This window comes from Polycyclovorans algicola TG408 (assembly GCF_000711245.1).
Lineage (GTDB): Bacteria > Pseudomonadota > Gammaproteobacteria > Nevskiales > Nevskiaceae > Polycyclovorans > Polycyclovorans algicola.
Map to the genome: position 1 here is coordinate 2,089,812 of NZ_JOMH01000001.1, position 25,958 is coordinate 2,115,769.

At 63.3% G+C, this 25,958-nt stretch carries 27 protein-coding genes and 2 tRNA genes; 10 read left to right on the plus strand and 19 right to left on the minus strand.

Translation table 11 applies throughout. From position 1 onward, the window contains the following. Positions 1–21: 21 nt before the first annotated feature. The 3 genes from U741_RS0109975 to U741_RS0109985 are packed head-to-tail and all read right to left on the minus strand — an operon-like array spanning position 22 to position 3,221. Complete coding sequence (locus tag U741_RS0109975) at positions 22–798, minus strand: SDR family NAD(P)-dependent oxidoreductase (protein ID WP_029890327.1); 777 nt, start codon at positions 796–798, stop codon at positions 22–24. Positions 799–832: 34 nt separating this feature from the next. Then, entirely contained in the window at positions 833–2,020 is a 1,188-nt protein-coding gene (locus U741_RS0109980) for a DUF1214 domain-containing protein (RefSeq protein ID WP_043110257.1), read from the minus strand. Then, positions 2,013–3,221, minus strand: a complete 1,209-nt coding sequence (locus tag U741_RS0109985; protein WP_029890329.1) for a sulfotransferase family protein — start codon at positions 3,219–3,221, stop codon at positions 2,013–2,015. Before U741_RS0109985 ends, U741_RS0109980 begins: the two co-directional genes overlap by 8 nt. A 195-nt stretch (positions 3,222–3,416) precedes the next feature. On the opposite strand from U741_RS0109985, the gene U741_RS0109990 reads away from it, so the two are divergent. Continuing rightward, complete coding sequence (locus U741_RS0109990) at positions 3,417–4,331, plus strand: AraC family transcriptional regulator (RefSeq protein ID WP_084154790.1); 915 nt, start codon at positions 3,417–3,419, stop codon at positions 4,329–4,331. Positions 4,332–4,352: 21 nt separating this feature from the next. On the opposite strand, the gene U741_RS18405 is transcribed toward U741_RS0109990, so the two are convergent. Next, complete coding sequence (locus U741_RS18405; RefSeq protein ID WP_152551563.1) at positions 4,353–4,718, minus strand: EthD domain-containing protein; 366 nt, start codon at positions 4,716–4,718, stop codon at positions 4,353–4,355. Between the two features lie 606 nt (positions 4,719–5,324). On the opposite strand from U741_RS18405, the gene U741_RS0110000 reads away from it, so the two are divergent. Together U741_RS0110000 and U741_RS0110010 are read left to right on the plus strand one after the other, a co-directional pair. Next, positions 5,325–5,837 carry a hypothetical protein gene (locus U741_RS0110000; protein WP_029890332.1) on the plus strand — a complete coding sequence of 171 codons (513 nt, stop codon included), beginning with the start codon at positions 5,325–5,327 and terminating at the stop codon, positions 5,835–5,837. Positions 5,838–6,807: 970 nt separating this feature from the next. Continuing rightward, the gene (locus U741_RS0110010) at positions 6,808–7,395 is read left to right on the plus strand and encodes a recombinase family protein (RefSeq protein ID WP_029890333.1); all 588 of its coding nucleotides are present in this window, start codon (positions 6,808–6,810) and stop codon (positions 7,393–7,395) included. Between the two features lie 664 nt (positions 7,396–8,059). Here U741_RS0110010 and U741_RS0110015 read toward each other — a convergent pair. The 14 genes from U741_RS0110015 to U741_RS0110080 all read right to left on the minus strand — a co-directional run bounded on the left by U741_RS0110015 (position 8,060) and on the right by U741_RS0110080 (position 17,329). Further along, entirely contained in the window at positions 8,060–10,951 is a 2,892-nt protein-coding gene (locus U741_RS0110015) for a DUF927 domain-containing protein (RefSeq protein WP_029890334.1), read from the minus strand. Next, positions 10,948–11,265 (minus strand): hypothetical protein, encoded by a 318-nt coding sequence (locus tag U741_RS0110020; protein ID WP_029890335.1) that lies wholly within the window; start codon positions 11,263–11,265, stop codon positions 10,948–10,950. The genes U741_RS0110015 and U741_RS0110020 overlap by 4 nt, the downstream gene beginning before the upstream one ends. Next, positions 11,262–11,642, minus strand: coding sequence for a hypothetical protein (locus U741_RS0110025; RefSeq protein WP_029890336.1), 381 nt, complete (start codon positions 11,640–11,642; stop codon positions 11,262–11,264). Before U741_RS0110025 ends, U741_RS0110020 begins: the two co-directional genes overlap by 4 nt. Further along, positions 11,639–11,935 carry a hypothetical protein gene (locus U741_RS0110030; RefSeq protein ID WP_029890337.1) on the minus strand — a complete coding sequence of 99 codons (297 nt, stop codon included), beginning with the start codon at positions 11,933–11,935 and terminating at the stop codon, positions 11,639–11,641. The genes U741_RS0110025 and U741_RS0110030 overlap by 4 nt, the downstream gene beginning before the upstream one ends. 471 nt (positions 11,936–12,406) lie before the next feature. Next, the gene (locus U741_RS0110035) at positions 12,407–12,919 is read right to left on the minus strand and encodes a hypothetical protein (RefSeq protein ID WP_029890338.1); all 513 of its coding nucleotides are present in this window, start codon (positions 12,917–12,919) and stop codon (positions 12,407–12,409) included. A gap of 9 nt (positions 12,920–12,928) precedes the next feature. Then, positions 12,929–13,333: a hypothetical protein gene (locus U741_RS0110040; RefSeq protein ID WP_029890339.1), complete on the minus strand. Its 405-nt coding sequence runs from the start codon at positions 13,331–13,333 to the stop codon at positions 12,929–12,931. 40 nt (positions 13,334–13,373) lie between these two features. Continuing rightward, entirely contained in the window at positions 13,374–13,673 is a 300-nt protein-coding gene (locus U741_RS0110045; protein ID WP_029890340.1) for a hypothetical protein, read from the minus strand. Beyond that, entirely contained in the window at positions 13,670–13,918 is a 249-nt protein-coding gene (locus tag U741_RS17795; protein ID WP_043110258.1) for a helix-turn-helix transcriptional regulator, read from the minus strand. The genes U741_RS0110045 and U741_RS17795 overlap by 4 nt, the downstream gene beginning before the upstream one ends. A 152-nt stretch (positions 13,919–14,070) precedes the next feature. Continuing rightward, positions 14,071–14,898, minus strand: coding sequence for a hypothetical protein (locus U741_RS0110055; protein ID WP_152551564.1), 828 nt, complete (start codon positions 14,896–14,898; stop codon positions 14,071–14,073). Beyond that, a complete protein-coding gene (locus U741_RS0110060; RefSeq protein ID WP_029890343.1) occupies positions 14,895–15,194 on the minus strand; it encodes a HigA family addiction module antitoxin in 300 nt (99 codons plus the stop codon). Before U741_RS0110060 ends, U741_RS0110055 begins: the two co-directional genes overlap by 4 nt. A gap of 9 nt (positions 15,195–15,203) precedes the next feature. Beyond that, on the minus strand, positions 15,204–15,482 hold the full coding sequence (locus U741_RS0110065; RefSeq protein WP_029890344.1) for a type II toxin-antitoxin system RelE/ParE family toxin: 279 nt from the start codon (positions 15,480–15,482) through the stop codon (positions 15,204–15,206). Positions 15,483–15,724: 242 nt separating this feature from the next. Further along, complete coding sequence (locus U741_RS0110070) at positions 15,725–16,945, minus strand: tyrosine-type recombinase/integrase (protein WP_029890345.1); 1,221 nt, start codon at positions 16,943–16,945, stop codon at positions 15,725–15,727. A gap of 167 nt (positions 16,946–17,112) precedes the next feature. Then, positions 17,113–17,186 (minus strand) — tRNA-Cys (locus U741_RS0110075). 67 nt (positions 17,187–17,253) lie between these two features. Beyond that, positions 17,254–17,329 (minus strand) — tRNA-Gly (locus U741_RS0110080). A 203-nt stretch (positions 17,330–17,532) separates the two neighbouring features. On the opposite strand from U741_RS0110080, the gene U741_RS0110085 reads away from it, so the two are divergent. Genes U741_RS0110085 through U741_RS17800 form a run of 6 tightly spaced genes read left to right on the plus strand, consistent with a single transcriptional unit; the run spans position 17,533 to position 23,977 of the window. Further along, positions 17,533–18,345: a DUF3450 domain-containing protein gene (locus tag U741_RS0110085; protein ID WP_235200274.1), complete on the plus strand. Its 813-nt coding sequence runs from the start codon at positions 17,533–17,535 to the stop codon at positions 18,343–18,345. After that, on the plus strand, positions 18,342–19,706 hold the full coding sequence (locus tag U741_RS0110090) for a MotA/TolQ/ExbB proton channel family protein (RefSeq protein WP_052378686.1): 1,365 nt from the start codon (positions 18,342–18,344) through the stop codon (positions 19,704–19,706). The genes U741_RS0110085 and U741_RS0110090 overlap by 4 nt, the downstream gene beginning before the upstream one ends. Then, positions 19,703–20,242 carry a MotA/TolQ/ExbB proton channel family protein gene (locus tag U741_RS0110095; RefSeq protein WP_152551565.1) on the plus strand — a complete coding sequence of 180 codons (540 nt, stop codon included), beginning with the start codon at positions 19,703–19,705 and terminating at the stop codon, positions 20,240–20,242. The genes U741_RS0110090 and U741_RS0110095 overlap by 4 nt, the downstream gene beginning before the upstream one ends. Then, a complete protein-coding gene (locus U741_RS0110100) occupies positions 20,239–20,649 on the plus strand; it encodes an ExbD/TolR family protein (protein WP_029890349.1) in 411 nt (136 codons plus the stop codon). Before U741_RS0110095 ends, U741_RS0110100 begins: the two co-directional genes overlap by 4 nt. Next, entirely contained in the window at positions 20,649–21,392 is a 744-nt protein-coding gene (locus tag U741_RS0110105) for an energy transducer TonB (RefSeq protein WP_029890350.1), read from the plus strand. The genes U741_RS0110100 and U741_RS0110105 overlap by 1 nt, the downstream gene beginning before the upstream one ends. Continuing rightward, positions 21,389–23,977, plus strand: coding sequence for a DUF1329 domain-containing protein (locus U741_RS17800; protein ID WP_043110259.1), 2,589 nt, complete (start codon positions 21,389–21,391; stop codon positions 23,975–23,977). The genes U741_RS0110105 and U741_RS17800 overlap by 4 nt, the downstream gene beginning before the upstream one ends. A 2-nt stretch (positions 23,978–23,979) precedes the next feature. Here the strand turns inward: U741_RS17800 and U741_RS0110115 are convergent, their stop codons facing one another. After that, positions 23,980–24,441 carry a DUF6918 family protein gene (locus U741_RS0110115; protein WP_029890352.1) on the minus strand — a complete coding sequence of 154 codons (462 nt, stop codon included), beginning with the start codon at positions 24,439–24,441 and terminating at the stop codon, positions 23,980–23,982. 56 nt (positions 24,442–24,497) lie between these two features. Between U741_RS0110115 and U741_RS0110120 the strand changes: the two genes are divergently transcribed. Beyond that, on the plus strand, positions 24,498–25,871 hold the full coding sequence (locus U741_RS0110120; RefSeq protein WP_052378687.1) for an ABC1 kinase family protein: 1,374 nt from the start codon (positions 24,498–24,500) through the stop codon (positions 25,869–25,871). The last annotated feature ends 87 nt before the right edge of the window (positions 25,872–25,958 follow it).

Sequence of the window (25,958 nt, forward strand, 5' to 3'; positions counted from 1 at the left end):
TGGCCCCTTTTCCCTCGAGAATCAGTGCAGTTGGATGACCTGGCCCGCATCAACGCTCAGCACCGCGCCGTTGATGAACGACGAGGCGTCGCTGGCCAGCAACAGCAGTGCGCCGTCGAGTTCTTCGACCCGGCCCAGCCGTTTCATGGGGTGGCGCTCGATGTCGGCCTTGCCGGCGTCGGTTTCGAAGTAGGCCTCCACCATGTCGGTCAAGAAATAGCCGGGCGCGATGGCATTGCAGCGAATGCCCTTGTCGAACATGTCGCGTGCCATCGACCGGGTGAAATGGTTGGCCGCCGCCTTGAGGCTGCCGTAGACCGGCACGCCCAGCATTACCTGCTCGGCGATGATCGAGGTGACGTTGACGATGGTGCCGGGTTTTTCGGCGGCGATCAGGCGACGTGAAAAACTGCGCGAGGTGCGCATGATTCCTGAGAAATTGACATTGATCAGGTTCTGCCAGCGCTCGTCCTCAACGTCCGGGAACAGGCCGAAGTCGACCTGGGCTGCGGCATTGACCAGGACGTTGACCGGGCCGACGGCCGTCTCGGCGTCATCGAACAGGCGCTCGACGCTTGTCGAGTCGCCCACGTCGACGCTCAGCGCGATGGCCTTGCCGCCCGCTGCGGTGATTTTGCTGACCGTCGCCTCCAGTTTGTCCTTGCGGCGCGCCGCGCAGATCACCGTGGCCCCCGCGTCGGCCAGCACCTGAGCGAAGCGCGCGCCCATGCCGCTCCCCGCGCCGGTGACCAGCGCGACCTTGCCCTGCATTGAGAACAGCTTTTCGATATTCGACATGGTTTCTCCGTGTTCAGCGATGTGAGGGATGTGGTTACTCGCGGCCGACGCGGGCGACCGACCAGGCGCGGTTGCGCAGGGCTTTCTGGCGGGCCTCTGGCGTCAGGCGCGGCGTCGAGCTGGGCAGTACCGTTTCCAGCTCGGACAGCTTCACGCGACGCACGGTGGGAATCGGCGTTGAATCCGGCTCGTAGTAGCGGATTGCGAGCAGGCCGCGTTGATGTCCCCCGGCGTCCAGCCAGTTGGCAATGCCGGGGTCGCCGTGGGCGATGACGGCGCGAAACATGCCGTCTTCGTCGATGTGCGCCTGATGCCCGTTCAGCGAGGTTTGTCGCAGGTGATAGTCGCGGGCTTCCCAGAAGTGGCTGCAGAGCTGGATGCTCCAGTAATACGACTGGGGCAGCTTCACTTCGAGCACCAGCGCTTCGTCGGGCGCGCATTGGTAGATGCCCTTGCCGTATTTCAGCGATTTCCAGCCGAAGTCGATGGCGTCGAACACCATCGAATTGGCTGGTGCGGCGTAGTAAGAGTTCACCACCTGCTGGAAGCGTGCCGGGACCTGTCGCAGCCAGTCGCAGAACAGCTCCAACCCGTTGGCGATGGCGTCGGTGGTCAGTGCGGGCGGTGGGTAGGTCGCGTTCTCGTTGACGATGCTCAGTCGCGCCGGCTGCTCGGTGTTCCAGTCGTAGTAGTACTGGCGGAAGATGATTTCGCCCTGGCCGGGCGCCAGTTCGATCCAGTTGCGGACGCCTTCGGGGCGCTCGCGGCTGAGGACGATGTCGACGTGATTGCCGGGGCCCACGTCGAACTGCGTCAATCGGCTGTGCAGCTTCCAGTCGTTGATGTGTGCAAATCGGTCATGCCGGGTTTCGATGTCGAACACCCGGGCGGTGCCGCGATCACCGCTGATGCGGTACACGTTGTCACCGTGCACCGACGCCCATTGATAGTGGCAATCGGTGGCCGGCAGACCCCAGTGGATGCGCGTGCTGAGCAGGTGGAAGAACTGGGGGTAGTTGGCATCGGCCAGCTCCATGGTCATCGGCAGCGCGCCGGCGATCAGCCGCGTCAGGTAACGCACGCCTTCGGCGCGGGTCAGGTCGTCGGTGACCAGCGGGTCGTTCCAGACCAGCTGGTCGAGTTCGCCCATGACCTTGACGACCTCGGCCCAGATGGCGGGCTCGGTGAATTGCAGGTGGGCCAGTTGCGTGGTGTTAGCCATGCGCCTTCTCCGTGGTGGACGTGGGTGGGGTGATGAATCGCGCCTGGTAGGCCGAGAAGCGCTGTTCAATGCGTTCGGCTGTGAAGCCGAACTCGGCGGCGGAATAGGTGTAACTGCCGAAGTGGTGGTCGGGCCGGCGCGCCTCGTAGGCCTCGAAAGCGGCAACCGCCTCAGTGGTGAGGGTACGACCTGCCAAGGCGTAGATGCGGCGGATGGTCTCGATCACGTCGCCAACGACTTCTTCGAACTGCAGGTCGAGAATGCGACCGGCGGGCAGTTGGTCGCGAACCTCCAGATAACGGTCCATCGACCGGCCCCAGTAGTCGAGCATTTCGGTGCCCAGCACCTTGGGGTCGCCGTGATCACTGCCGATATTCCGCGCCTCCTGGATCAGCGCGGTGATCGACGGCAGGATTTTCTGGATGTCGCGATGACAGTGCACCAGCACCGCATCGGGAAAGGTTTCCAGCAACACGTCCACCGCGCCGGTGTGACAGGGCGACTTCATGATCCACGGCCGTCCTCGACCGCCGCCGTCCTGCCACTGCAGGTACTGCATCTGCGCGTGCAGATGGCGGTACATGGGGCGCGGGTCGCAGGTCATGATGTGGTCGTAATAATTGGGCGTGCGCGCGAACAGCCAAGCAATGACGCACTCGAACGAGCCGTGCATCAGGTGCAGTTCTTCGTCGGGCTCCAAAGCTTCGGTGGGGTGCCGGGCCATCCACCCGGGAAACTGGGTGGCGAGCATCTGCTCCACCGCCTGCGCAGCTTCGATGCGGGCCGTCGGCTTGCCGGGGGTCTCGTCAGGAAACGGTGCGGGGTTGATCTGACGCCAGTAATCGAGGCGCTGGGTCTCGGGGTCGGCCGACATCACGCGCTGCAACTTGGTGGTCCCGGTGCGTGGTAGCCCCAGAATCACGATGGGCGCGACGATCTGCTCGGCCAGAATCTCCGGATGCTGCTTCACGTCCCGAACGTAGCGCAGCCGGTTGACCAACATGTTGACGATGCCGCCATAGATCATCTGCTGGCCTGTGGCGTTGAGACGAGCGTGGGCGGCGAGGTCGTCGACATACGTCCCGAGGCCGACCAGGAAGTGCTGATCGCCAAAATCATCGAGGTCGGTCGCTGCGCGTGCGGCCGCCAGCAATCCGGGAACGGTGGTCGGAAGCGGTGCCGCTGCGGTTGTTTCAGTCATGGGGTCTCCTGCAAGGGGGCACTCGCGAAAACGCGATGCCGGGCCAGTGTCAATCGCCGACCGACGGCCGGCTATCACTTGCGTTCGCGGGTGCGCTGTTCAGAATCGTTCGGAACACGGCATGATCTGCGGATGACAACGAGACCGGCGCTTCTAAACGGGCGCGGCATTTGAGGGTGGTGGAGGAGCATCGCGATGACCAACAAATCAGGACTGCGCGGCGTAGAGGCCTATGCTCGGGCGTGTCACAGCCGCCCACAATTGGTGCGGCGGGGGCAATCTCGAGACGGCATTGGGCTGTACGGCTGGCAAATGCCGACGACGCGCGAAGTGCACATTCCCCAGACCCAAGAGCTGACCCTGTCGGTCCATCTGGGCGGCGCACGCCGGGTTCGCGTGTACACCGAAGCGGGCTGGAGCCAGACTTTTTCGCGGCCCGGCGACATCACGCTGATCCCCCGCGGGCAATCCATCCACTACCGCACCGACGGTTGGGTCGATTTCGCGACGGTGCATTTCCCCGCGCGGTCGGGGTGCGTGGCGAGCGATCGCGTGGGCAAGGGCCTGCTGAACCTGCCGCATTGCGTGTTCGCGCTGCGCGACGCCTACGCGGTGGCCACCGTGCAAACCCTGATGCGCGCAACGTCGGCGGCGTCCCCCGACGACCGGCGTTACTTCGCCAAGCTGCTGGATGCGCTGGCTTGGCACCTTGCGCGCGTGGTCGATGCCGGCAACGCCGAAACCGTGCAACTGCCGGCCGCGCGATCGACGCCCGAGGCGACTCAGACCCTCGCCAATCTTGATGCGGTAGTGGAATGGATCGATGCCAACCTCGCCGAAAAACTCAGCCTCGACGCGCTGGCCGCCCGCGCTGGCCTTGGTCGCACAGGCTTCACGCAACAGTTCACACGCCGCTTTGGCTGCTCGCCGCACCGCTTCATCATGCAGCGACGCATCGAGCGGGCGCGTGCCCTGCTGGAGGCGGGGCAGCAGCGCGTCACCGACATCGCCTACGAACTGGGCTTCAGCAGCCAGTCGCACTTCTCCACTGCCTACAAGGCGTTCACCGGCCAACTGCCGCGCGAGGTTTTCGCCCGCGCGATCCGCTGAGCCATCACGCGACTGCGGCCTTCATCCTTCCTTGGTGACGCGCGGCGTGATCGGCACGCACAGGCTACCGGTCACACCCTGAAAATCGAGCGTCGGGCTGATGTCCACTGCACCCGAGTCGATGCCCTTTCGTAGCGCCGCAGCAAAGGTTTCCAGCTCTTCGGTGGTCTTGGCTTCAATCTCGTAGATGGCGACGTAAGCGTGGCGGTCGGCGTTGACGCCCGGCAGCACGGTCACGCCTTTTTCGATGCGGTAACGCGTTGCAGAAATCACGCCAGGCACTTTCGAGACGTCCTGAAGATGCTGTTCGGAATACCAGCGATTGAATTCGCCGTCGGTCTCCGGGGAGGTGGAATCGGACAGCACCAGAAAGAGGGATCGGACCACGGAGCTTCTCCTGTTGGGCGAGTGCGGGGTGTCCGTACACGCAGAGTCGATACAGCAGGCGTTGGTGAGCGCGCGTGAAATGTCGCGTCAGGCAACCCGTACTACCCCCAGTCTCATCCGGGTGTTGAAGCCGGGCTACCACTTTCGTTCGCGCCAGGGTGTTCAGAATCATTCGCCCGAGTCCAATCCCCGGCTGAGGGTCCGCAACATGCGGCACGCGACATATTTTTTCGACCCTGGTCCTTTTCTTGAGGTGTCTTGAGGGCCGCCTGCCTTGGGCTCGGATCGGTACCCGGTGGCCACAAGCACTGCCGAGGGCGCCTTAAGGTCCCGCACAAACGCTGAAGGCCCACAGCGATTGACGCAAATTCCCCGCAGCGTCGTTGATGCTGAGTGGCCATGCTGGTGTTTCAAGGAAGCACTGATGACGACCAATGCCATGGACAGAAGGTAAGTTTTTGTTAAATCGTATAAATCAATAGTAAAAATTGCCCAATTTTTCTTGAGTAATCGGGATTGTTTGTGTAGGGTCAGGTCGTCCATGAAGCAAGCCTGAACGCACGTGGACAACCAGTAAATTCCTACAAACCGAGGATGAGTTTTGTTATGAACATTAAAAAGATGAGAACTGCGGGGACCTTGAAATCGGTTCTGGTTGCGGGGTTGGTCATGTTTGGGGCATCCGGCGCTGTCAATGCCGGCTTGTTGTCAAACCTTGTTGAGGGCACGGTGACGCTGCTGGATAGCCTAACCGGAGGGATTCCTTCTTCCAGCATCAACGAGTCGGTATCGCTCAGTGCGGGTCCGGTTCCGATTCCTGACGTGCCCGTGACGGTTTGCGTTGGTGGGCAGTGCGTGAGCACCCCCGCTCTTTCATCGGTCGCGCTGGAACTGGTCGCCAGCGTTCAAGCTGATGCGGCGCTTCCGGTCATCGTTGCGGGAAGCTGCCCGCAGGGGCAGACCGGTGTCGCGTTGAGCGTAGTGACTTCTTCTGCATCAACCGTGCTTGAAACCAACCTCAGTGGGCAGCTCGGCATGATGCAGCTTGAACGCATGATCGGCCCGTTCGATCTCGGCGCCGAAGGTCGCACGGTAACGGTCACCGCCTGCGCCGACTAAGGCGGTACCCGTACCACCTGCCCGTTGCAGTTGCACGTGAAGGGCCGGTGTTGATGAATGGCCCGGGTCACCGAGTTCGATTGGGTGCCCGGGCCTTTTCAGTTGCCAGAACCGGGACGCCTGGGCAGATAGCCGAACCGCGCACCGCGTACCCCGCCGACCACGCCGCCTGCCCCGGCCGAGCGCCCGATATCACCGCTGTTGCCGAAGATGGCGACCAGCGCTGCGCCGATGGCGGCACCCTTGGCCGCCTGACCGCGAGTGGAGACCTGAAGCTTCGGGAGAAGCCCCCCGGATAACAGCCTACTGAGAGATCACAGCTGGCCAGCCGCCGACCGACAACGACTCCGAAGAAGGGCGCCGAGTACCAACGCGTCGAATTCCGCATCGTACTGCGCCGAGACCTGCGGCTTGATCAAGATCCCCGCCATGCGCGGGTTTTTATTGCGCAACGCAAAAGCCCCGCCGGAGGCGGGGCTTGAACGGGGTCTCGTGCGCATCATTGGATGCAAGAACCATGGTGGGGTCCCTATCACATCAGGACCGCAAAGCCTTATGGCGCCGCTTTTTGGCGGATTCGTTGAAAGGTGTTACCCCCTCAGTTACCCCCAACGCTAATTTGGCCAGGTTAGGGCCTGTGCAGTCGCCAAGAATTGGTGTCGAGGTGCGGCGTGAGGATGGGGGCTTTCTCCGGGTGATTAGGCCTTCATCGTCCGCCCCGATTGACGTTTTTGTTTAACCATTCGGCCAACTCTGTGACGACTCCGCAACATCTACACCTCGACCCGCGCACCTTACTCCGTGTTGATGATGCGGAAACACTCGGACGGCCACGGACACAAGTTATTCCTTGTGAGCTACCCAGAAACGGATGCGCTGGAATAGATCAAAAGATATTGGCTTGTAGTTATGAGCTAGCACATAATTGCATCTTACCTTCTGAACCATGCAGCAGCCCGGAGAAACCACCATGAGCCGAATCGCCTACTACCGCGTCTCAACAGTTGGCCAAAGCATCGAAGCGCAGCGTGCCGCGCTGGGTGGCGGTGCCGCCATCACCAAGGAATTCTTCGATGAAGGCGTGAGCGGCACCACCAAGGCCGCTGAACGTACGGGCTTCAAGGCGATGCTCGGCTACGTGCGCGAGGGCGACACCTTGGCGGTGTACGCAGTTGACCGGCTGGGTCGCGATGCGCTGGACGTTCAGGCCAACGTGCGCGCCCTACTTGATCGCGGTGTGACCGTGGACGTGCACGGCTTGGGCGTCATCGGGCGCGGGGTGGGCGAACTCATCCTTGCGGTGTTGGCCCAGGTGGCCGACATGGAGCGCCACAGGATTGTTGAGCGTTGCGAGTCTGGCCGCCAGGCGGCGCGCGCTTCACTTGAAGCCACCGGCCGCACGCATCGCGGCAAGGTCAGCATGGGGCGCCCGGCCGCTGCCGACGCTCAAGCGGTCATCGCATGGAAGCGCGAGCACGCCGCCAGCATCGCCGTCACGGCGCAGCAGTTCGGCATCAGCAACGCCACTGTGAAGCGGTACGCACGCGCCGCCGCGTAACCCCTCAGCTTTCACAGCCGAAGGCGTGCCGATCTTGATCGGTGCGCCTTTTTCGCTGGCCGCCTTTGGGGGTGGGGTGCGGCGTTATTTTTTGCGGCATTTTTCCAAGCTCGTCCGCAAGCCGCCAAGAGGAAATGGGCGGTTCTTGGCGTGATGCGAGTCTGCCGACCCTTCACGGCCTAACGGCTTCAACACAGGTTGGCTGTTAACTCATCCCTGCGCAAAGGCAAAGAGTGAAATTCCGAGCATCGCAAGCACCCGCGAGGCCTAGACCTGGGTAAGGACCCAAATGCTCCTAGCGACAACTCGCGCCCATCAGCACCGGTGTACGAAATGCAACGAAAGGACCCAAAGAGTTGCGTCGTAAAACCCAACGGGGACAACGGGGACGACGGGGAACTAAACATATACTATTGATTTATATAATTATTATTTATAGACCATCAGTCAGAACAGCGGGGAACCTACGGGGACGGGACGGGGAGCACTGGCGAATCGTTGCAAAGTTGCGGCTGGACAACGCGCCGAAAAGAAAACGGGCGCCCCCGTGCCCCACGGCCGCACGCGCTGCGCTGGCCAGGCGAACGCGGCGCCTCAAGCACTCGCAGTCATGGGGTCGGTGTGGTGGCGCAGATCAGCGCCAGGCGCGCGTCAGCCCGCGCCGCTACGGCAGTCGATCAGCGGGCGAAGAATCCAGCAGCCGGTCGCCGTCCAAGGCGTAGAAAGGCAGCTTCTTGGATGACTGCGGCGTGATGTGACGCGAGATAAAGCGGTCAGCTTCTTGCGTGTGCAGGATGCCTTTATCCGCCAGCGCCTTGCAGACGGTCGTTATCTCGAAGCCCTCGCACACCTCACGTTTGAAGACTTCAGGGAACACCAGGTACAGCGTGCGGCCGCTGCGGTCTTGCTTGCGGTAGCCCGCTCGCTTCATCACCCGGCCTTCGCTCACATGCGGCATGGCGGCATCCACCAGAGATGCGCGATACCCAGGGTCATCCTTTCGTGAGTAGTCGCCCACGTCGGCCCCGGTCGTGATGTCCTGAAACCGTGCGCCGCCATGTTCTTCGATGAAGGCGCGAACCTGCGCCCTCATGGCTGCCGGTTCCATCGCGCCCGCTGTGCCGCGCTTTGTGAGCCATGCCTGAAACGCATCCACGCACGCTGACCGCACGGCCTCGAAGTCCCAGCCGGTAAGCCCCCACTCGGTAGCCAGCTCGCCTGCGTAGCAGACCAGCCCGAAGCGCGAGGCCACGCGCAGCACCTGCCCGTCAGCACCGGCAGGGCACACGTCCCTGACGAACGTCTGCACCACCTCGCGCCCTTCACGAATTACCTCATCCCGGGCTTGGGTGAGTCGTTCCACGAACAGCGGCCCGGCGTGGCCATAGTTGACGCTGGCAGCTTCCACCAGGTGCAGCGACAGCGCCCGCGCGCTGGTCTCGCCTGCGCGGCCTTCGTCGCCGCCTGCAGAGTCGAACAGGCCGAACCCGCGCCCGGCATCGGCGGGCACTTCCACCAGGCGCACGTCATGGCCTGCGCGTGTCTTCTGCCCGGCTGCATTCATCAGTGCGGCTGTGCCGACTTCACCCGTGGACAACAGCAACACGCGCCATGACTTGATGGCTCGCGCTCCGCCTTCCTTCCGTGCACGTTGCTTGCCGCGCCCGTTGGCCAGCATGTAAGCCACCTCCCCGATGATGCGTGGGTCTGCCTGCCCGATCTCATCCAGCGCCAGCAGCGTGTCGTTGAACTCTTCGGCGATGGCTTCCAGGCCATTGTCAGTAGATCGCCACTGGCGCCAATAGGATTCAGGCGAGCCCCACACCGAACCCGCCAGGCGCAGCGCCGTGGTCTTGCCCGACGACGAACCGCCCACCAGGTGGAAGCCGCCCGATTCGCCACCAATCAGCGACAGCAGCGGCCCCGCAAAGCCACAGCTCAAGGCGAAGATGGCTCGGCGATGCTCACCACACGGCGCACTCACCAGGGCGCGCCAGTCGTTGAAGGTGCCGCAGCGCTCATAGCTGGACGTCTCCGCCACTTCATCGGCCAGGTGGTAGCGTTCGCCGCCCGCGTTGCCGAAGGTCTGCGAGGGCAGCACGAACGCGGTGCCGTGCCAGCCGGTACGCGTCACGGTGCGAGCCCGCGCGGCCGGGACTTCGCGCATCAGGTAGCGGGTGAGCTGGCGCTGTGCTTCCGGTCCATCACCAATGATCGGCAACCCGCGTTCCAACAGGGCGCCGCGCAGCTCATCCCCGCGACTACTGCCCAAGCTGCGGGCCGCAATGACGCAGGTCTTTTGCACCTGGTCCGCATCAGCGAACGACACCAGGCGGCCGAAGCTGCCGCCGCGCGCGTCGCGCGTCACCGCCTCGATGACCAACGGCGAGCATACGAACAGCGGCGGCTTTGCCGTCACCTTCTCGCCCTTCACGTCTACGCCACACCAGTAAAGCCCGAACTCTCTCAGCTCGAAGTGTGGCGTTACCTGGTCGGGCTTGTCCGCTGCCTTGCCCGTGCCCGTGGCCTTCGCCTTGCCATCGCGCTTGCTCAGTGGCAGCGGCGGCAGTGGGGCGGCGGGCGCGGGTCGCCCTATCTGTGCGGGCGCCTGTTGTGCCGCCGCTTCAAGCCCGGTCAGCAGGGCCGCGCGAGTGGCGTCCTTGCCGTGCTGTGAGGCGTAGTCGTTCCAATCGGTGCCAGCGTCACCCGCCGCGAACTCAGGCGCCGCCACCACGCCACTCACGGCCGCCGCTGCGGTGTTGGCTTTGCTGATGCCGGGGTTGCCTTCGGTGTTGTGGTCATTGTCAGCGGCGACCACCACCCGCGCGCCCGGCCGGGCCTTGCGCATGGCCCGCGCCACGGGTTCCAGATTGCCCGCATCAAAGGCCACGGCAACCGGCCAGCCGGTAGCCTCATGCACGCTGGCGGCCGTGGCGTAGCCCTCTGCCAGCGCCACCAGCGGCGCATCAGTGGGCAGTAGTCCCACCAGGTGAAAGGCGCCACGCTTGGGCGTGCCGGTAAGGAACTTCTTTGCGCCATCAGCCTGAATAAATTGCAGCCCCACCAGCCGCGCGCCCGCCTTCACCGGCACCACCAGGGCGTCACGAAGTTGGCCAATGCCGTGGGGCTTGACCCCCTTGGCCACCAGGTAAGCATGGGCAGGGTCCGCACCGCGTTCAGATGCTTGCTTCCAGGTCTGCGCCGCGCGGCCTGCCGTGACCTCGCGTTGCTTGGTGGCTTCCTTTGCCGCTTCCTCCCGCATGGCTTGCACACGCGCACGGTGGGCGGCGTCTTCCTCAGGCGTCAGCGTGCGGCCAATGTCCGCGCGCCAGGTCTCGCTTTGCCCCGTCTTCCAGCTCCCGAACGCACCGGCCGGAATGCCGTCCGTGTGCAGCCGGTACCACCCGTTCTTCGAGGCGGGCTTATCGCCTTCTACGCGGTAGCGGTGGCGCTCGCCATCGGCCTTGATCGGCTGCGGGCATTCCAGCCCGGCCGCGCTTAATGCGCGGCCGAACTGGTCGACAATCTCCGCCAGTGACAGGGTGATGGGCTTCATGATGCTGGCGCGCTCCCAGCGCGTGCCGCGCGCAGCTCTTCTTCTAGAAGGTGGTGGGCTTGGCAGTTGGCCAGCTTTGCAATGTCCACGGCGTGCGCTGCCAGTGCCGTGATCGACTCTGCTGTTGACAGCAGATCAGCGTCATCCAGGCTTCCCAAGGATTGACGGTTTGCGAGCTGCTTGGAGAGCGCCGTAAGCCCTTCGGCGGCGTGGGCAAATAGAACGTCCGCGAACTCGGCAATCTCCGCCGCATTGGATCCCTCCACAAAATGGAGTCCAACTGGTGAGGCGGCGCGCGGGTAGGTGGCGTTCATTGGCCACCGCCTTGGCTCACACCAATCAAGCCACGGCGGCGCAGCTCGTCCAGCAACTCATCATTTGAGGCCGTGGCCAAATCACTGCGTGAATGCGCCGCGTTCGTCGCTCCGCCTGCCATCTTGATGAGGTAACCAACGCCGAACAGCATCGAAGCCGTTGATGCGGAGTTAACGGCAATGTCGCCAGCGCTATCGGTGAGGCCGTGAGCAAGGGTATTGACCGTCTCATAGGCGCAATCCAGGAAGCACCCAGCGTCGTTCAAAAGATCGTCAAGGCGGGCGCTGTCTGCGACCTCATAGCGCGCCGCCATCGACAAAAAGGCAGCACGCGCCGGGGCGGACACCACGGCACCGTCAGCGTTGTTGGCACTCATGCCGCACCGCCTTTAGCAGCCGCAGCCATCGCCTTGGCGTGGACCTGTAGTCCGCGCGCGAAGCTCAAGAGCGCCTCGATCCCAATCAGAGCATCGTCGTGGAAGTCGGGGTGGTCATCATGGTCATCAGGCGGCAAGCCTTTGCGAACAGCGCGCGTCAGTGCACCTGCGGCAGCCGTGAGTGTGGCCGCGTGCCCCGCCAGGTCACTGGGGTGGGTTGTGTCGTCCAGCCAAAAGGGAAAGGCGCGGTCGCCAAAGCTCGCCATCAAGGCGGTATCTTGTTGCAGTTTCATGGGTTCTAGCTCCGATTCAATGAAGGAATCAGCGCCCGAAGGCGCCGGGAGTCTAGAAAACCGCTCAAAGACGGCTGACGGATTTTCCCTTGCGGGTCTTGTATGGCCGTCAACTCCCGGCATAGAACCGGATTGCCAGCATTCACCAAAAGGCGAACGCCAGACACAACAAAGCCGCAGGTTTTCGGATGCGGCAGACCGCTTTGAGAGGAGTTTTCTAGGCTCCGAGTGCGAAGGTACACACGCGCTCGGTTGGCGTCCAGCTTTCGCTGGTGAAAAGCTTGATTAAGCGGTGTTAGTTTTCGCCGGCGAAAGTGATCGCCAGGCGGTGATAGATCCCGACATGTCGCCGTCGCAGTGGCGGCGTCCGGAGTCGGGTTCAGCGCGGCGCAAGACCAAAACGCTGCCGGTGTGCTTGCCCGCGAGCCATGAGAACCGAGCATGCACATTTTTGGTGGCTGGCAGTGCCGGTTAGAGCGACTGCCAGACCTCTATCAGTATCTCGCCACTGGGCTCTTCGCGGCGCATGACAAAGGTGTTGTCATCCAGCGCTTCCAGTCGGCAGGCCTCGCGCTCCTCTGCCAGTTCAAGGTCTTTGAGCTTTGCCGTCAGCTCGGTGTGTTTGGCGCGACGATCAGGCTGAGTAATGCCATCACCGACGTTCATCCCTTCCCAAGTGGCTTTTGCCCGCGCCACGATGGCTTCGACACCCAGGCCCCAGATGATCAGCGATTGCGCACTTATCCGATCATCGCCGCTATTCGAAAAATTAGGCCCCGCGCCGGGTTGGCGTGCGCTTCGAATTTTTCGCTCAACATATTCGGGCCACTCACGCTGTAACGCGCCACGCAGACGCCCGGCCGCCTCGTCTACAGTCATTGGCTGTTGTTCAAGCGCTTCCAGCGCAGCCAGCGCGTTGGCGATATTGCCTTGGATTTTGTCGAGCGCCTTGCGCTCAGGATGACCGGCAAAAAGTGCTTTCATAGCAGGGCCTCAGCGTGAATAAGCGGTGGTTTTAAGGTCGTCAACATCGACACCCTGGTGTTTACAAGCGGCGCGCAGCGCGCGGTAGGCATTGCCACCGATTTTGGTCATTTCTGACCCGCCCTCTTCGCTGGGCATCAGGCGCGCGAACTCCTTATGCAGCGACTCGCGCTTTAAAGTCAGCAGTTGGTGCCGGGCAACGGCGCGTTGCTGAACCTGTTCGCTGAACTGAGGGAACATGCGGTCTTCAATTTGTTCACGTACGCCCTTCAGTTCGTGATCGATCTTGTAAATGTCAGATTTAAGCTCTTGCGCCGCCTGCACTAACGCATGCTCGGCGGCAAAGTGGCTGCGCCGCACTGACTGCAGAAATCGCAGCTTGTCGTCTACCTTGATTCGTTGTTGCGGGGTCATGTCTTGTTACTCCTTGGCTTCAGATGGGTGCTACTCGGGGTCAGTTGCTGAGCAGTCCTTCCATGTCGGAAATGCTGTTGGCGATTTCTTTGGCCGCTGCCAAGATGCAGCCGCCATGTTCTTCGATGGCTTCGCCCAGACACCCCAATTGCGCGTCAATCGCGTCGGCTAGATACAGCTTCGAGGTCGCAATGATCATCGCGGCCATCAGGGCTGTGCGGTCTTGTGGCTGAAGGGTGTTGAATATCGCCGCTGCATCGTTGTGCGCGGCGATGGCAATAGCGATGGCGCTTGCCTGAGCACTGGCGCGCTGAATGCGTCCTTCATCATCGTGGCTCACAGCAGGCCCCGGCCCATGGCCAGACGCGCTTCAATCCACGCATTGACCTCGCGCGCGTCCCAGGCCACTGACTTGCCTAGTAGAGGCACACTGCGAGGAAAGTCGCCCCGCGCCATTTGTGCGTAAACGCTGGATCGGCTGAGGCCGGTGCGCTGGCAAACCTGATGAATGCGCCACAGCGCAGTCGGCTGTGACGACGGCCCAGAAAATGACTCTGAGGCAACCGTTTGGGTGGTGCTTTGCATCTCGTGTCCTCATCAATGCCCATGAGTGCAGCGGGGCGATGGGGACACGTTAGAGAGTGGGTAAAGCGAAAAAACCTCTCAAAAGTTCAAAGTTTTGACGAGTTGTGCGCGTGCGCACAAATAAGCGAATTGCTTGGTTTGTTCGCGTGTGGTCACCTTTTTAACCTCGCGCTTCTGAGCTGACGCACTCGCTGAGCACCCCAATTCTCATTTTCACCAAACACCGCGCGCACCAGAACGGCTACTTCTTCGTCATGGAACTTTTCGAAGCGCGCTTTCATGCGAAGACTAAGCCGCCGCGAGAACAGCGCACTGTGGGGGTCAGCACCCTTGGCCTGAATTTTGTTGGCTTGCACCTCTGCGCCCTTTTCGCTCATTTCGCGGAGCGACTTTGCGACTGACCGCATCAAGTCATGCAGCGTTACCGAAGGCCCATTCGGGCTGGCATCTGAGACCGAACGAAAGAGAGTTTGATCGATAATAATGGCGTCAACGGGCATCCCAAGGTCATGACGAAGCTGTGCCGCCTTAGCGGGTTCGGAGGCCTCAAGGTCACGTCCGATGTGGCCAAGCGCGAGCGCCACGCCATAGCCAATTACTGGCTCCATTCGATCAGACACCCGTTCGAGCGCCTTAGCGACCTCACCCAGTGCCTTCGCGTCAGCCGGATTGCAGTCCCACGGTTGAGGTGTGTCCACGCTGCAATAAACGTCCCTGATGAACTCTTCAGACCAGTGGGTGTGAACGGGGCTTTCGGATAGGCCTGCGCCCACCGCATCCTTTGCTAGGCACTGCCACACACGATCCATCTCAGATGGATTGACCAGCTCACCACCCGTTGCCAGCGCAGCGCGCACGCGCGCGTACCAATTCACTTCCTCGCCTTGTTTCGCAACTTTGGCGTCATTGAACTCCGCAACATGAGCTTTCAGCTCGGAAGGGCAGTGCACTAGCGCTGTTTGGCGTCGACCTGATGTCATGCTGCTCGCCGCTGCACGTGGCGCACGATCTCGGGCCGCGTTGGCAGTGTTTTAAGGTCGTATGCAGCCTGCAAGGCCAGCCACGATTCTGCATCTCCGCCAAAATAGCGTGCCAGGCGTTCGGCGGTGTCAGCGGTAACGGCGCGTCGTTCTTTCACGATTTCATGAATGCGCGTTGCAGGCACCGCCAGAGCGTTGGCCAGTGCATTAACGGACAGCGCCAGGGGCACGAGAAAGTCTTCGCGCAAAATCTCACCGGGGTGCACCGCTCGCATTTGATTGATGGGTTTGTTCATGAGGTTGCTTCAGTGGTAATCGACGATTTCCACGTCGGTGGGGCCTGCGTCGGTCCAGATAAAGCACAGGCGAAACTGACCATTCACGCGGATGCTGTATTGACCCGCTCGATCACCCTTGAGTGACTCCAACTGATTGCCGGGTGGCGAGCGCAAAAATTCCAGCGTCCGCGCCGCATCCAACTGCGTGAGCTTGCGTTCCGCAACGCCCGCGAAGGCTCGAAATCGAGCGGGCGCTTTGCCTTCAAACAATGCCCGTGTGTATTTGCAGCGGAAGGACTGGATCACAGAGTTAGACTATTACGCGACGCGTAACGCCGTCAACGCTCGGGGATTGTCCGTCGCTGTGTAGACAAGCCCCTGCGTGTTCCATGGCGGGCCAAATCGCACATTGCAATTCCCCGTTCCCCACGGGGACGGGGAACACAAAAATCTCTGACGGGGAACGGAAAAGACGTTTTTATTCAATAGGCTGCAAGCCAATTCCCCGTCATCCCCGTGTTCCCCGTGCTTTTTGCAGTGACTACAGGTTAAGAGGCCATTTTCCGCATCGTCACCACCTTGGAATCACCCCGCGCGAGGCGGTCCAGGTAGTCGGCCCAGGCTTGCATCATCTGGCGCCGCGCGGCCAGGTGTTCGGCCCGGTTATAGGCGGCCTTCACCTTGTTGCGTTCGGCATGGGCAAGCTGGCGTTCAATGACATCGGGCGGCCAACCCATTTCATTCAGTGCGGTGGACGCCATAGATCGAAAGCCGTGGCCGGTCATCTGGCCGGTGGTGTACCCCAGGCGCCGCAGTGCGCCCAACACGGTGTTCTCGCTCATAGGCCGCGTGCGGGTGCGGACGCTTGGGAACACGTATTGCCCGCCGCCGGTCAGCGGCTGCAACTCTCTCAGGATCGCAACCGCCTGGACGGCAAGGGGGACGATGTGAACAGCCCGCGATTTCATCTTGCCCGCAGGGATGCGCCACTCTGAGGCGTCGAAGTCAATCTCGGACCATTCGGCACGCCGCAGCTCGCCAGGGCGAACGAACACCAGGGGCGCCAGCTTGAGGGCGCACAGCGTGACGAATGATCCCTTGTACGAATGCAGCACCCGCAGTAGCTCGCCCATGGCCTTGGGGTCGGTGACGGCGGCGTGGTGCGTTTCCTGTGCTGGGGCGAGGGCGCCACGCAAAGATGTCGTTGGGTCGCTCTGCGCTCGCCCGGTGGCCACGGCATACCGAAACACCTGCCCGCAGTTCTGTAAAGCGCGGTGGGCGGTATCGAGCGCGCCACGGCTTTCGACCCGGCGCAGGGCGGCCAGCAGCTCGGGTGGGGTGATGTCGGCAATCGGGCGCCTGCCAACCCAAGGGAACACGTCACGCTCAAAGCGACGTTCGATGCGTTCTGCATGCTCGGGTGTCCACGATGCCCGGTACTTGGTCAGCCACTCCCGCGCGATGGCTTCGAAGCTATCGGCATCAGCCGACACCATCGCGGCCTTGGCCGCCTTTCGCTTTTCGCTGGGGTCGATACCAGCGGCAATGTCCTTGCGTGCCTGGTCGCGAGCATCACGGGCAGCTCGCAGGGAAACGTCAGGGTAGGTGCCCATGGACAACAGCTTTTCCTTGCCGCCAACCCGGTACTTCAGCCGCCACCATTTGCCGCCCTTGGGGGTGACCAAAAGAAACAGGCCGCCGCCGTCTGAAAGCTTCAGGGGCTTTGGGCCGGGCTTGGCGTTTCGGGCTGCGGTATCGGTCAGGGGCATGACTGGGGGTAACAGGTTTCACCCATGTGGGCGTTACCCCCAAAGCTACCCCCATTTAACGCTGGCTGCCAGTGGATGACAGCGGACAAGCACGGACCTCAGAAAGCAAAAAACCCTGCATCTAACAGGGTTTCATGGACTTCCGTGGACCTACTCGGATGGTCAAATGGAGGCTGGGGTCGGAATTGAACCGGCGTACGCGGATTTGCAGTCCGCTGCATAACCACTCTGCCACCCAGCCGCTGAAGCGGTGTCACCAGAGACAATGCCCTGAGACAAAAAAGCCCCGATACTTCGGGGCTGATTCTTGGAGCGGGTAACGAGGCTCGAACTCGTGACCTCGACCTTGGCAAGGTCGCGCTCTACCAACTGAGCTACACCCGCTACGTGGCGCGCATTATAGGCCGCCAGATCATTCCGTCAACCGGTTTTTTGCAGATGGGGATCATCCGACTAGATTAATCAGCCCTGTGGGTGGTCGGGTCATCGGTCAGGTCGTTATTCTGGCTTTGCGTCCTCGCGCACAGGCCCTCACGGCCTCGCCAATTAGGTCAAACCACGCGCCGTCATCAAGGAGCGAGTTCATTTTGAAAAGCATCATCGCCGTGCTGGGTCTGGCCGGCCTGCTTTACTTTCACAACGCTGCGGCGCAAGACCCGGTGGACCGGGCGCTGGGGACTGCCGAGCGGGCGCAGCGCGATGCCGCAGCGTCGCAGCAACGCATTGATCAACTGGATGACCAGACCCGCGCATTGCTGGAGCGCTACCGCGCCGCAACCTGGCAGGCGCAGCAGTTGACCGTGTTTGCCGACCAGCTCGAAGCCATCGCCGAGCGGCAGGAAGAAGAGAAGGCCTCGCTACGTCGCCAGATCGACGCCATGCAGCGCACCGAGGCCGAGTTGATGCCTTTGATGCTGCGCATGCTCGATGCCTTTGACGCGCTGATCGCGCGTGATCTGCCGTTTCTCGAAACCGAACGTGAAGAACGTCTGGCACAAGTCTCGAGTTTGATGAGCGACCCCGACGCCTCGCTGGCGCAGAAGTACCGCCGACTGCTGGAGGCCTACCAGATCGAGATTGACTACGGCCAGGGGCTGGACGCCGAGCGCGGCCAGATTGGTGAGCGCACCGTCGACATTCTCCGTGTCGGTCGGCTGGCGCTCTACGGCCTGACCCTGGACGGCCGAGAGGCGTTTCGCTGGGACCGCGAGGCAGGTGATTGGCAGGTGGCCGATGCCGGGTTGCGACGCACCATCCGCCAGGGCCTGCGCATGGCGCGTGACACCGCACCGATTGCATTGCTGCGCCTGCCGGTGGTTGCGCCCGTGGCGGTGCAGGCCAACACACCGCCCGAGGGCGACATGCCATTGGATGAAAGCGATGCGGAGGACCCGCCATGAGCCGCATCACCCGGTTCACCAGGCTGCGCTGGGTTGGCGCCGCCGCGCTGCTGGTGGTCACGCCGCTGCTGGGTGCCCAGGCCCCGGACCTCAATGCGTTGTTGCGCGAGGTCGAAGAGGCGGCCCGGCAGGGCGGCGAGATCAACCGTGAGCGCGAGGCGCGCTTTGTTCGCCAGCGCTCCGAGCAGCAAACCCTGCTTCGCGAGGCCGAGGCCGAGCAGAAAAGCGCGCAGGCCCGCATCGACGCCATTCGCGAGGACTTCGAAGCCCAGCAGGAAGAGATTCAGGCGCTCAAGGCGCAGTTGCGTGACAACGTCGGCGAGCTGGATCAGATGTACGCTGGCATTCGCCAGACCGCCAGCGATCTGCGCGGCACCGCCAGCGAGTCGCTGATCACCGCCCAGACGCCGGAGCGGCTTGACCTGCTCGACCGCCTCGCTGATGGCCGCGAGCTGCCCGAGATCGACGATCTGGAAGCGCTCTGGATCACCCTGCTGGAACAGGCCGTCGAAGCCGGGCGCAGCGTCCGGTTCGATGCCGACGTGGTGCAACCGGATGGCGACGCGCAGCGGCAGTCGGTGGTGCGGGTCGGTCCGTTCACCGCCATGTCACAGGGTCGTTACCTCAGCCTTGACGGCGACGGCCGGCTCATCGCTCTGCCGCAGCAGCCGTCGTGGGCGTGGACACGCACCGCCTCGGCGTTCGAAGAAGCCGAATCGGGCACGGAATTGGCGATGATCGATCCGTCGCGCGGCTCGCTCTTACGGGTTGAAGGCGAGCGCCCGGACCTGCTGGAGCGCATTCGCCAGGGCGGCGCCGTCGGCCTGCTGATTCTGGTCATCGGTTTCATCGGCATCGTCATCGCCCTTGTCCAGTGGCGTTATCTGGCCACTGCCGGCAGCCGCATGCGGCGTCAGTTGGCCGACCGCGAAAACCCGAAACCCAACAACCCGCTGGGCCGGTTGCTGTTGACGTTCAGCAATGACACGGCCCCACCGCAAGACGCCGAGCTGATCGAGCTGCGACTGTCGGAGTCGGTGCTGAAAGAGACCCCGCGCATCGAACGCGCCCAGTCGCTGGTCAAGCTGTTTGCTGCAGTGGCGCCGCTACTCGGGCTGCTGGGCACGGTGACCGGCATGATCGCCACCTTCCAGGCCATCACCGTGTTCGGCACGGGGGATCCGAAACTGATGGCCGGCGGCATTTCCCAGGCGCTGGTGACCACGGTGCTGGGGTTGGTGGCGGCCATTCCGCTGCTGTTCCTCAACTCGCTGCTGGTGGCACGCGCCAAGGTGTTGATCCAGATGCTCGACGAGGCCTCGGCGGTGATGCTCGCCGACCGCATGGAGCGCCTGCCGTGATCGACTGGCTGCTCGAACCGTGGCTGACCTTGCTCGCCTTTTTCGAAACCGGCGGTCAGGTGCTGCTGTTGATCTTCGCCGCTGCGGTGCTGCTGTGGATGCTGATCCTCGAGCGCGCCTGGTTCTTCTGGCGGGTGCTGCCCAAGGTCGAGCGCGACGTGCACGCCCACTGGTTTGGCCGTGCCGAGCGCAGCTCGCTGGGTGCGCGGCGCATCCGCGAGGCATTGCTTGATCGCATCAAGCTGTCGATGAGCCGCACTCTGCCGACCATCCAGGTGATGATTGCCATCTGTCCCATGCTGGGCCTGCTGGGCACCGTCACCGGCATGATCCAGGTCTTCGACGTGATGGCGCTCAAGGGCACCGCCGATGCCCGCGCCATGGCCAGCGGCGTGTCGCGCGCCACCATTCCGACCATGGCCGGCATGGTGGTGGGGCTGTCGGGTCTGTTCTTCATCAACCGCTTTCAGGCGCGCGTGCGGCGCGAGTCGGAGCGTTTTGGCGACACCTTGAGCGTGCGCGAGGTGACGGCATGAAGATCAAACGCCACGCGCCGCCCAGCGAAGATTCCGGCATCGACCTGACGCCGATGCTCGATGTGATTTTTATCATGCTGATCTTTTTTATTGTTACCACCTCGTTCATCCGCGAGGCCGGCATCGAGATCAACCGGCCCAGCGCCGAGACCGCCGAGCGCGAAGAGCGCACCAACATCCTCATCGCCATCTCGCCCGAGGGCGAGATCTGGATTGACCGTCAGCAGGTCGACATTCGCGGCCTGCGCGCCGTGGTGCAGAAGCTGCGCAGCGAAGATCCGCAAGCCTCGGTGGTGGTGCAGGCCGACCGCGATGCGCGCGCCGGCCTCATGGTCGAGGTCATGGACCAGGCGCGTCTCGCCGGCGTGCGCGACGTCGCCATCGCCGCCACGCCTCGGGCCAACTGATGGCCCAGCCGACACCACTGGCGGGCACGCTGCTCGATGACGGCAGCGGCCGGCGCCTGCTGCTGGCCTCGGTCGGCGCGCTGGGCGTTGCGGTGGCGCTGTTCTTGTGGATGTCGTGGATGACGCGCTCACCGGAAGCGCCGCTGGACGCGCAGCGGCGTAGTCCGCCGGTGGAGATCGTCAAACCGCCTGAGGAAGAACCCGAGACGGTGGCGTCGATGTTCAGCCCCGAGGCCGAGCCACCCCCGCCACCGGCCGCCCCGCCGGCCCTGTCGGCACCCAAAGCGCCGCAGGTGAACGTTCCGACGCTGTCGGTCAACGCCGCGCCAATGGGCGACATTGCTGTGGCCGTCAACTCGGGCATCAGCACCGGGGTCGGCCTCGCCAATGCCGGTGCCTTCGCCGGTTTTGCCGGCGCCGGCAGTGGCACCGGTGCGGGTGGCAGCGGCACCGGTCGCGGCTTCAGTGGCCGGCCGCTGGTGCCCCTGTCGACCGCGCGACCGCAGATGCCGGAATGGGCCTGCGACAAAGGCCTGCGCGGCTGGGTCGAAGTGATGTTCACCGTCATGCCCAGCGGTCGCGTGCAGAACGTCAAACTGATCGACGCCGAGCCGCGCGGCGTGTTCGAAGCCGCCGCGATCGAGAGCATCGGCAACTGGATTTACGAGCGCGGCAAAGTGGCGCGTGAGGTCAAGCAGCGCGTGCCGATGAATCCTGAAGATTGCGCCTACAACTGGCGATGAGCGTGCGCCTTCAAGCCCTCATCAAAAGCCTGCTGGTGCTCATGGCTGTCTGCGCGTCCACCCACACTGCCGCGCAGCAATACCGCAGCGAAGTGCGCGAGCTGGAAACGCCGCCCGACGAAATTCAACAAACGCCTGAGGCGCTGCTCAAACAGACCACGGACCCGTACCAGCGGGCGCTGCTGCTGCGCGAGATGGCGATGAAGGCGGCCAAGGACGGCGACAACGCACGTGCCGCCGAGCTGCTGAATCAGGCACTGGAGACCGACGCCCTGTCCGGGCCTGCGGCCGAACAGATGCGTGAAATGCTGGGGCAGGTACTGATGGCCGGCGGTGATTTCAAGCGCAACCAGCCGGCACTGGAGGCCCAGGTGAAGCGCGGTGATGCGCCACCCGAAATTCGCGTTGCGCTGGCGGCGGCTTACCTGCAGGACCGTCGTCATCGCGACGCCATCCCGCTGCTGCGCTCGGCGATCAACGATGTGGAGAACGCCGACATCACCTGGCGTCGCGCCCTGATGGGCGCCTACCTCGCCACCGACCAGTTCAAGGATGCATTGCCGCTGCTGGAGCAACTGGTGCGCGAGGCGCCGGAGGTACGCGACGACTGGGCGCGGCTGGCGGCGCTGTACCTGCGCGTCGGCAACAAACGACGCGCGGCGGCGACCCTGGAGCTGGCGCAGCGGCTCGGCTTCATGAATGACGCCAATGACCGGCTGCGGCTGATCGGGCTCGCGGCCGAACTGGGCGCGCCTTTCGAGGCGGCCTCGCTGTTGCAAGGCTGGATCGATGACCGGCAGTTGCCCGACGACCGCGGCAATCGTCGCCTGCTGGCACAGTTGTTCGTCGCCGCTCGCGAAGCGCAGTTGGCCATGCCGGCACTGGGTCGCGCGTTGCAGGATGGCCCTGACGCCGAGCTGTTGCGGGTGCTGGCGCAACTGCAGATGCAGACCGAGCGCTACGGCGAGGCTGCGCGCTCGGTCGAGCAGTTGATTGCGTTGGAAGGCCCGGCGCCCGAGACCCTGATGACCTTGGCCACCGCGCAGTATCAGCAAGCGTCGGTCGACGATGCGCTGGCCAATTTTCGCCGCGCGGCCGCGCGGCCGGGTGAGCAGGCGGCGCTGGCCCGTGAGTGGGTCAAATATCTGGAGTCGGGGCGGGCGCGCGAGTTGGCGATGACGGCTGCGGCCGAGCGCCGCGAGCGCGTGGTCGAGGATGTGCAGTTGGCCTCACGACTGGGGTCGGGCGATGGTGCGATTCCAACGCTGGAAGGTGGGGGTGAACGGCAGGCGCGTGCCGCCGCCGAGTCATCGTCCGGACCGCGCTTCACCCCGGTGGGCGCCGAGCGTGCCGGCAATGCCAGCGGTGAGATCCCGCCTTGGACGGGCGGCATCACGCCCCAGCGTCGCCCGGCCGGATTTGTCGACGGCGAGCCGCTGCCCGATCCGTATGCCGACGATGCGCCGTTGTTCGTGATCACCGCCGACAACATGGACCGGCACGCCAAACGGCTGACGCCTTCGCATCGGCATCTGCTGAAAAACGTGCCCGGTTACCGGCTGCCGGTGTACCCGACGCGGCGCTCGGTGAGCTATCCGCAGGCGATCTATGACGCCACGGCCAAGAACGCCGAGACCGCCACGCTGGACAGTCCGGATGCCCTGAAAGGCGCGCGCCTGGGCTTTCCGTTCCCGCGGCCCGAGACCGGGGTCGAGATCATGTGGAACCACCGCACGCGGTATCGCGGTGATTCGGTCGACTTTGAAAACCAGCAGGCGGTGGTGCTGAAAAGCGGTGCGCTGTCCAGCCAGCACAAGCAGGGTTTTCGGGTCAACTTTCGCTACGGCAACATCCGCGACCCGGCCGATCCCAAGACCGAGAACTACGTCGCGCTGGGCATCACCCAGTTGTCGCCCATGGGGCGCTCGCCCGACGTCGTGTCGCTGTTCCACGAGACGTTGGATTCCGAGCGCCAGCCGCGCAATATCTGGGTGTTGCTGGCCAGCGCCGGGCGCATGTTCCGCGTGCCGCCGGTGGGCTACGACCAGCCGTTTCCGGGCTCGGATGGGCTGGAGTTCATCGACATGGTCGACATGTACAACGGCGCCTTCGACCGTTACGTGTGGCGGCTGGAAGGCAAGCGCGAGATGTATATCCCGTACAACGCCTACCGGCTCAACCTGCCGCCGTTGAAGAACGCCGACCTGCTGCAGCCGCTGGCCTTCGACCCTGAGCACACCCGCTATGAGCTGCATCGGGTGTGGGTGATCGAGGCCACCGAGCGCGGCGGCCAACGCCACAGTTTCGGCAAGCGGGTGTTTTACGTTGATGAAGATTCATGGACGGTGGTCATGGTTGAAAGCCACGACCGCAAGGGCGAACCCTGGCGCTTCCAGGAAGGGCATCTGGTGGCCGAATACGACATCCAGGCGGCCTGGGCGCGGCCGGTGATCACCTATGACCTGAAGGACGGGCGTTATTTTGCCAACCGGCTGTTTGCCGAGTCTGAGCACTTCGATTACGGGCTGAAATTTTCCACCAACGAGTTTCTGCCGGCGTCGGTACGTCGCTCCTACAGCCGGTGAGGTCAGGCCTTTTCGGGTTGTGCGATGACGCGGTCGATCAGTTTTGCGAAGTCGGGCAGGATGCGTGCCACCTCGGACTCGGCATTGCCGCGAAAGCGCGCGTAGGTTTTGCGAATCAGGTCTGACGAGCCTTCGACGCGGCGGTCGGCCACGGCAATCATGCCGCTGATGGCCTCGTCGGCATGACGGAGCATCGCGCTACCAAAGGTTTCGGCGGTGCCGCCCTGTTGCAGGTGCTGCTGGAACAGCGGGTTCAGCGCCTCGGCAAAACCCGGCATCAGTTCATTGGATGCGCGGCGCGCCGCCCCGGGCTTGGCCGCCTTGATCATCGCGTAGCCGGTACGGTAGGCCATGCCGGTGAGACCGCTGCGGTCGGCAATGGCTTTTTCCAACAGCGCAGCACCGCCGGCAATCAGGGCTTCGCGTTTGGGTGAGGCCAGTAGAATCTCGGTCAACGTGGTCATAAGGGGATGCAGTGGGAGATCAAGATGAGTCTGAAAGACGCGGCGCGAAATCTACCATGACGTCGCTCAAGACCAGGCCATTCGAGCGCAACCTGGCGCTCACCAAGCTCGGCCTGGGTACCGGCGGCCATTTCATTGCCCACAGCATGGCCAACGTGTTTCGCGGCGCTGAGGGCCGCAAGACTGCCGACCAGGCGTTCTACGTCGAGCGCGCCACCGAACTGGCCGATGCGCTGGGGCAGCTCAAGGGCAGCGTGATGAAGGCCGGGCAGATGTTGTCGCTTTACGGGCAATATTTTTTGCCGCCAGAAGCGGTGGCGGTACTGTCGGGCTTGCAGGACGACACCCCGGCCGTCGACTGGCGCGTGGTCGCCCCGGTGCTGGAGCGTGCCATCGGACGTCACCGTATGGCCGAACTGGATATTGACACCGTGCCCATGGCCGCCGCCTCGCTGGGTCAGGCACACCGCGCGCGGCGCAAGCGGGATGGTCTGGAACTGGTCATCAAGATTCAGTACCCCGGCGTTGCCGATGCCATCGAGAGCGATATTCGTAGCCTGTCACGGTTGGTCGGGCTTTCGCGACTGGCGCCCAAAGGGCTGGACCTTGACCCGGTATTCAACGAAGTGCGCGAGATGCTGCACCGCGAGGTCGATTACGACAGCGAGGCCAACTTCACCAGCGAATTTCAGAAACGGCTGGCCGACGATCCACGTTTCGTGGTGCCACGGGTGATCGGCGATTACAGCAATGACCGCGTGCTGACGACGACCTATGAGTCGGGTGTGTCGGTGCGGCATGCCGATATCCAGTCGCTCAGCCAGGACCGCCGTGACCGACTGGGCGCGCATTTTCTCGAGCTGTTTCTGACCGAGTTCTTTGACTGGGGCATGGTCCAGTCGGACCCGCATTTCGGCAATTACCGGATTCGCCCGCGCGACGGCGGCGAAGACCAGATCGTGCTGCTGGATTTTGGCGCCACCAAGCTGTTCGGCCGGGGCTTCATCGAGTCGTACAGCAACATCGTGATGGGGGCGTTGTCGCGCGATGCCGATCAGATTTTTCGTGGCGCCATCGACATTGGCCTGATGGACAAGCGCTTTCCGCCGCAGGTGATGAATGCGTTCGCCGAGTTGTGCATGCAGATCGTCGAACCCTTCGAGGCGCTCGACAGCGGCCGCATCCCAGCGCACCTGCTGACGCCCGACGGCCTTTACCGTTGGCATGAATCCGACCTGCCGATGCGCGTCGGACGTATCGCTTCGCGCAATGCGCTGTCGGTGCATTTTCGCGTGCCGCCGCGCGAAATCATTTTTCTGCACCGGCGGCTGGCCGGGGTGTTCGTCATGTTGTCGGCGTTGCGCGCCGAGTTGGCATCGCGCGACCAACTGTTGCCGGTGGTGTCGGCGCTGGCCTCCGACGAAGATTGACGCGGCCTGGATGTCGGCAGAAAGGTTGCCTCAGCGCATTGAGGCATCGGGAAGACGCAGCCTGACTTGACCGGTGACGGCGGCTTT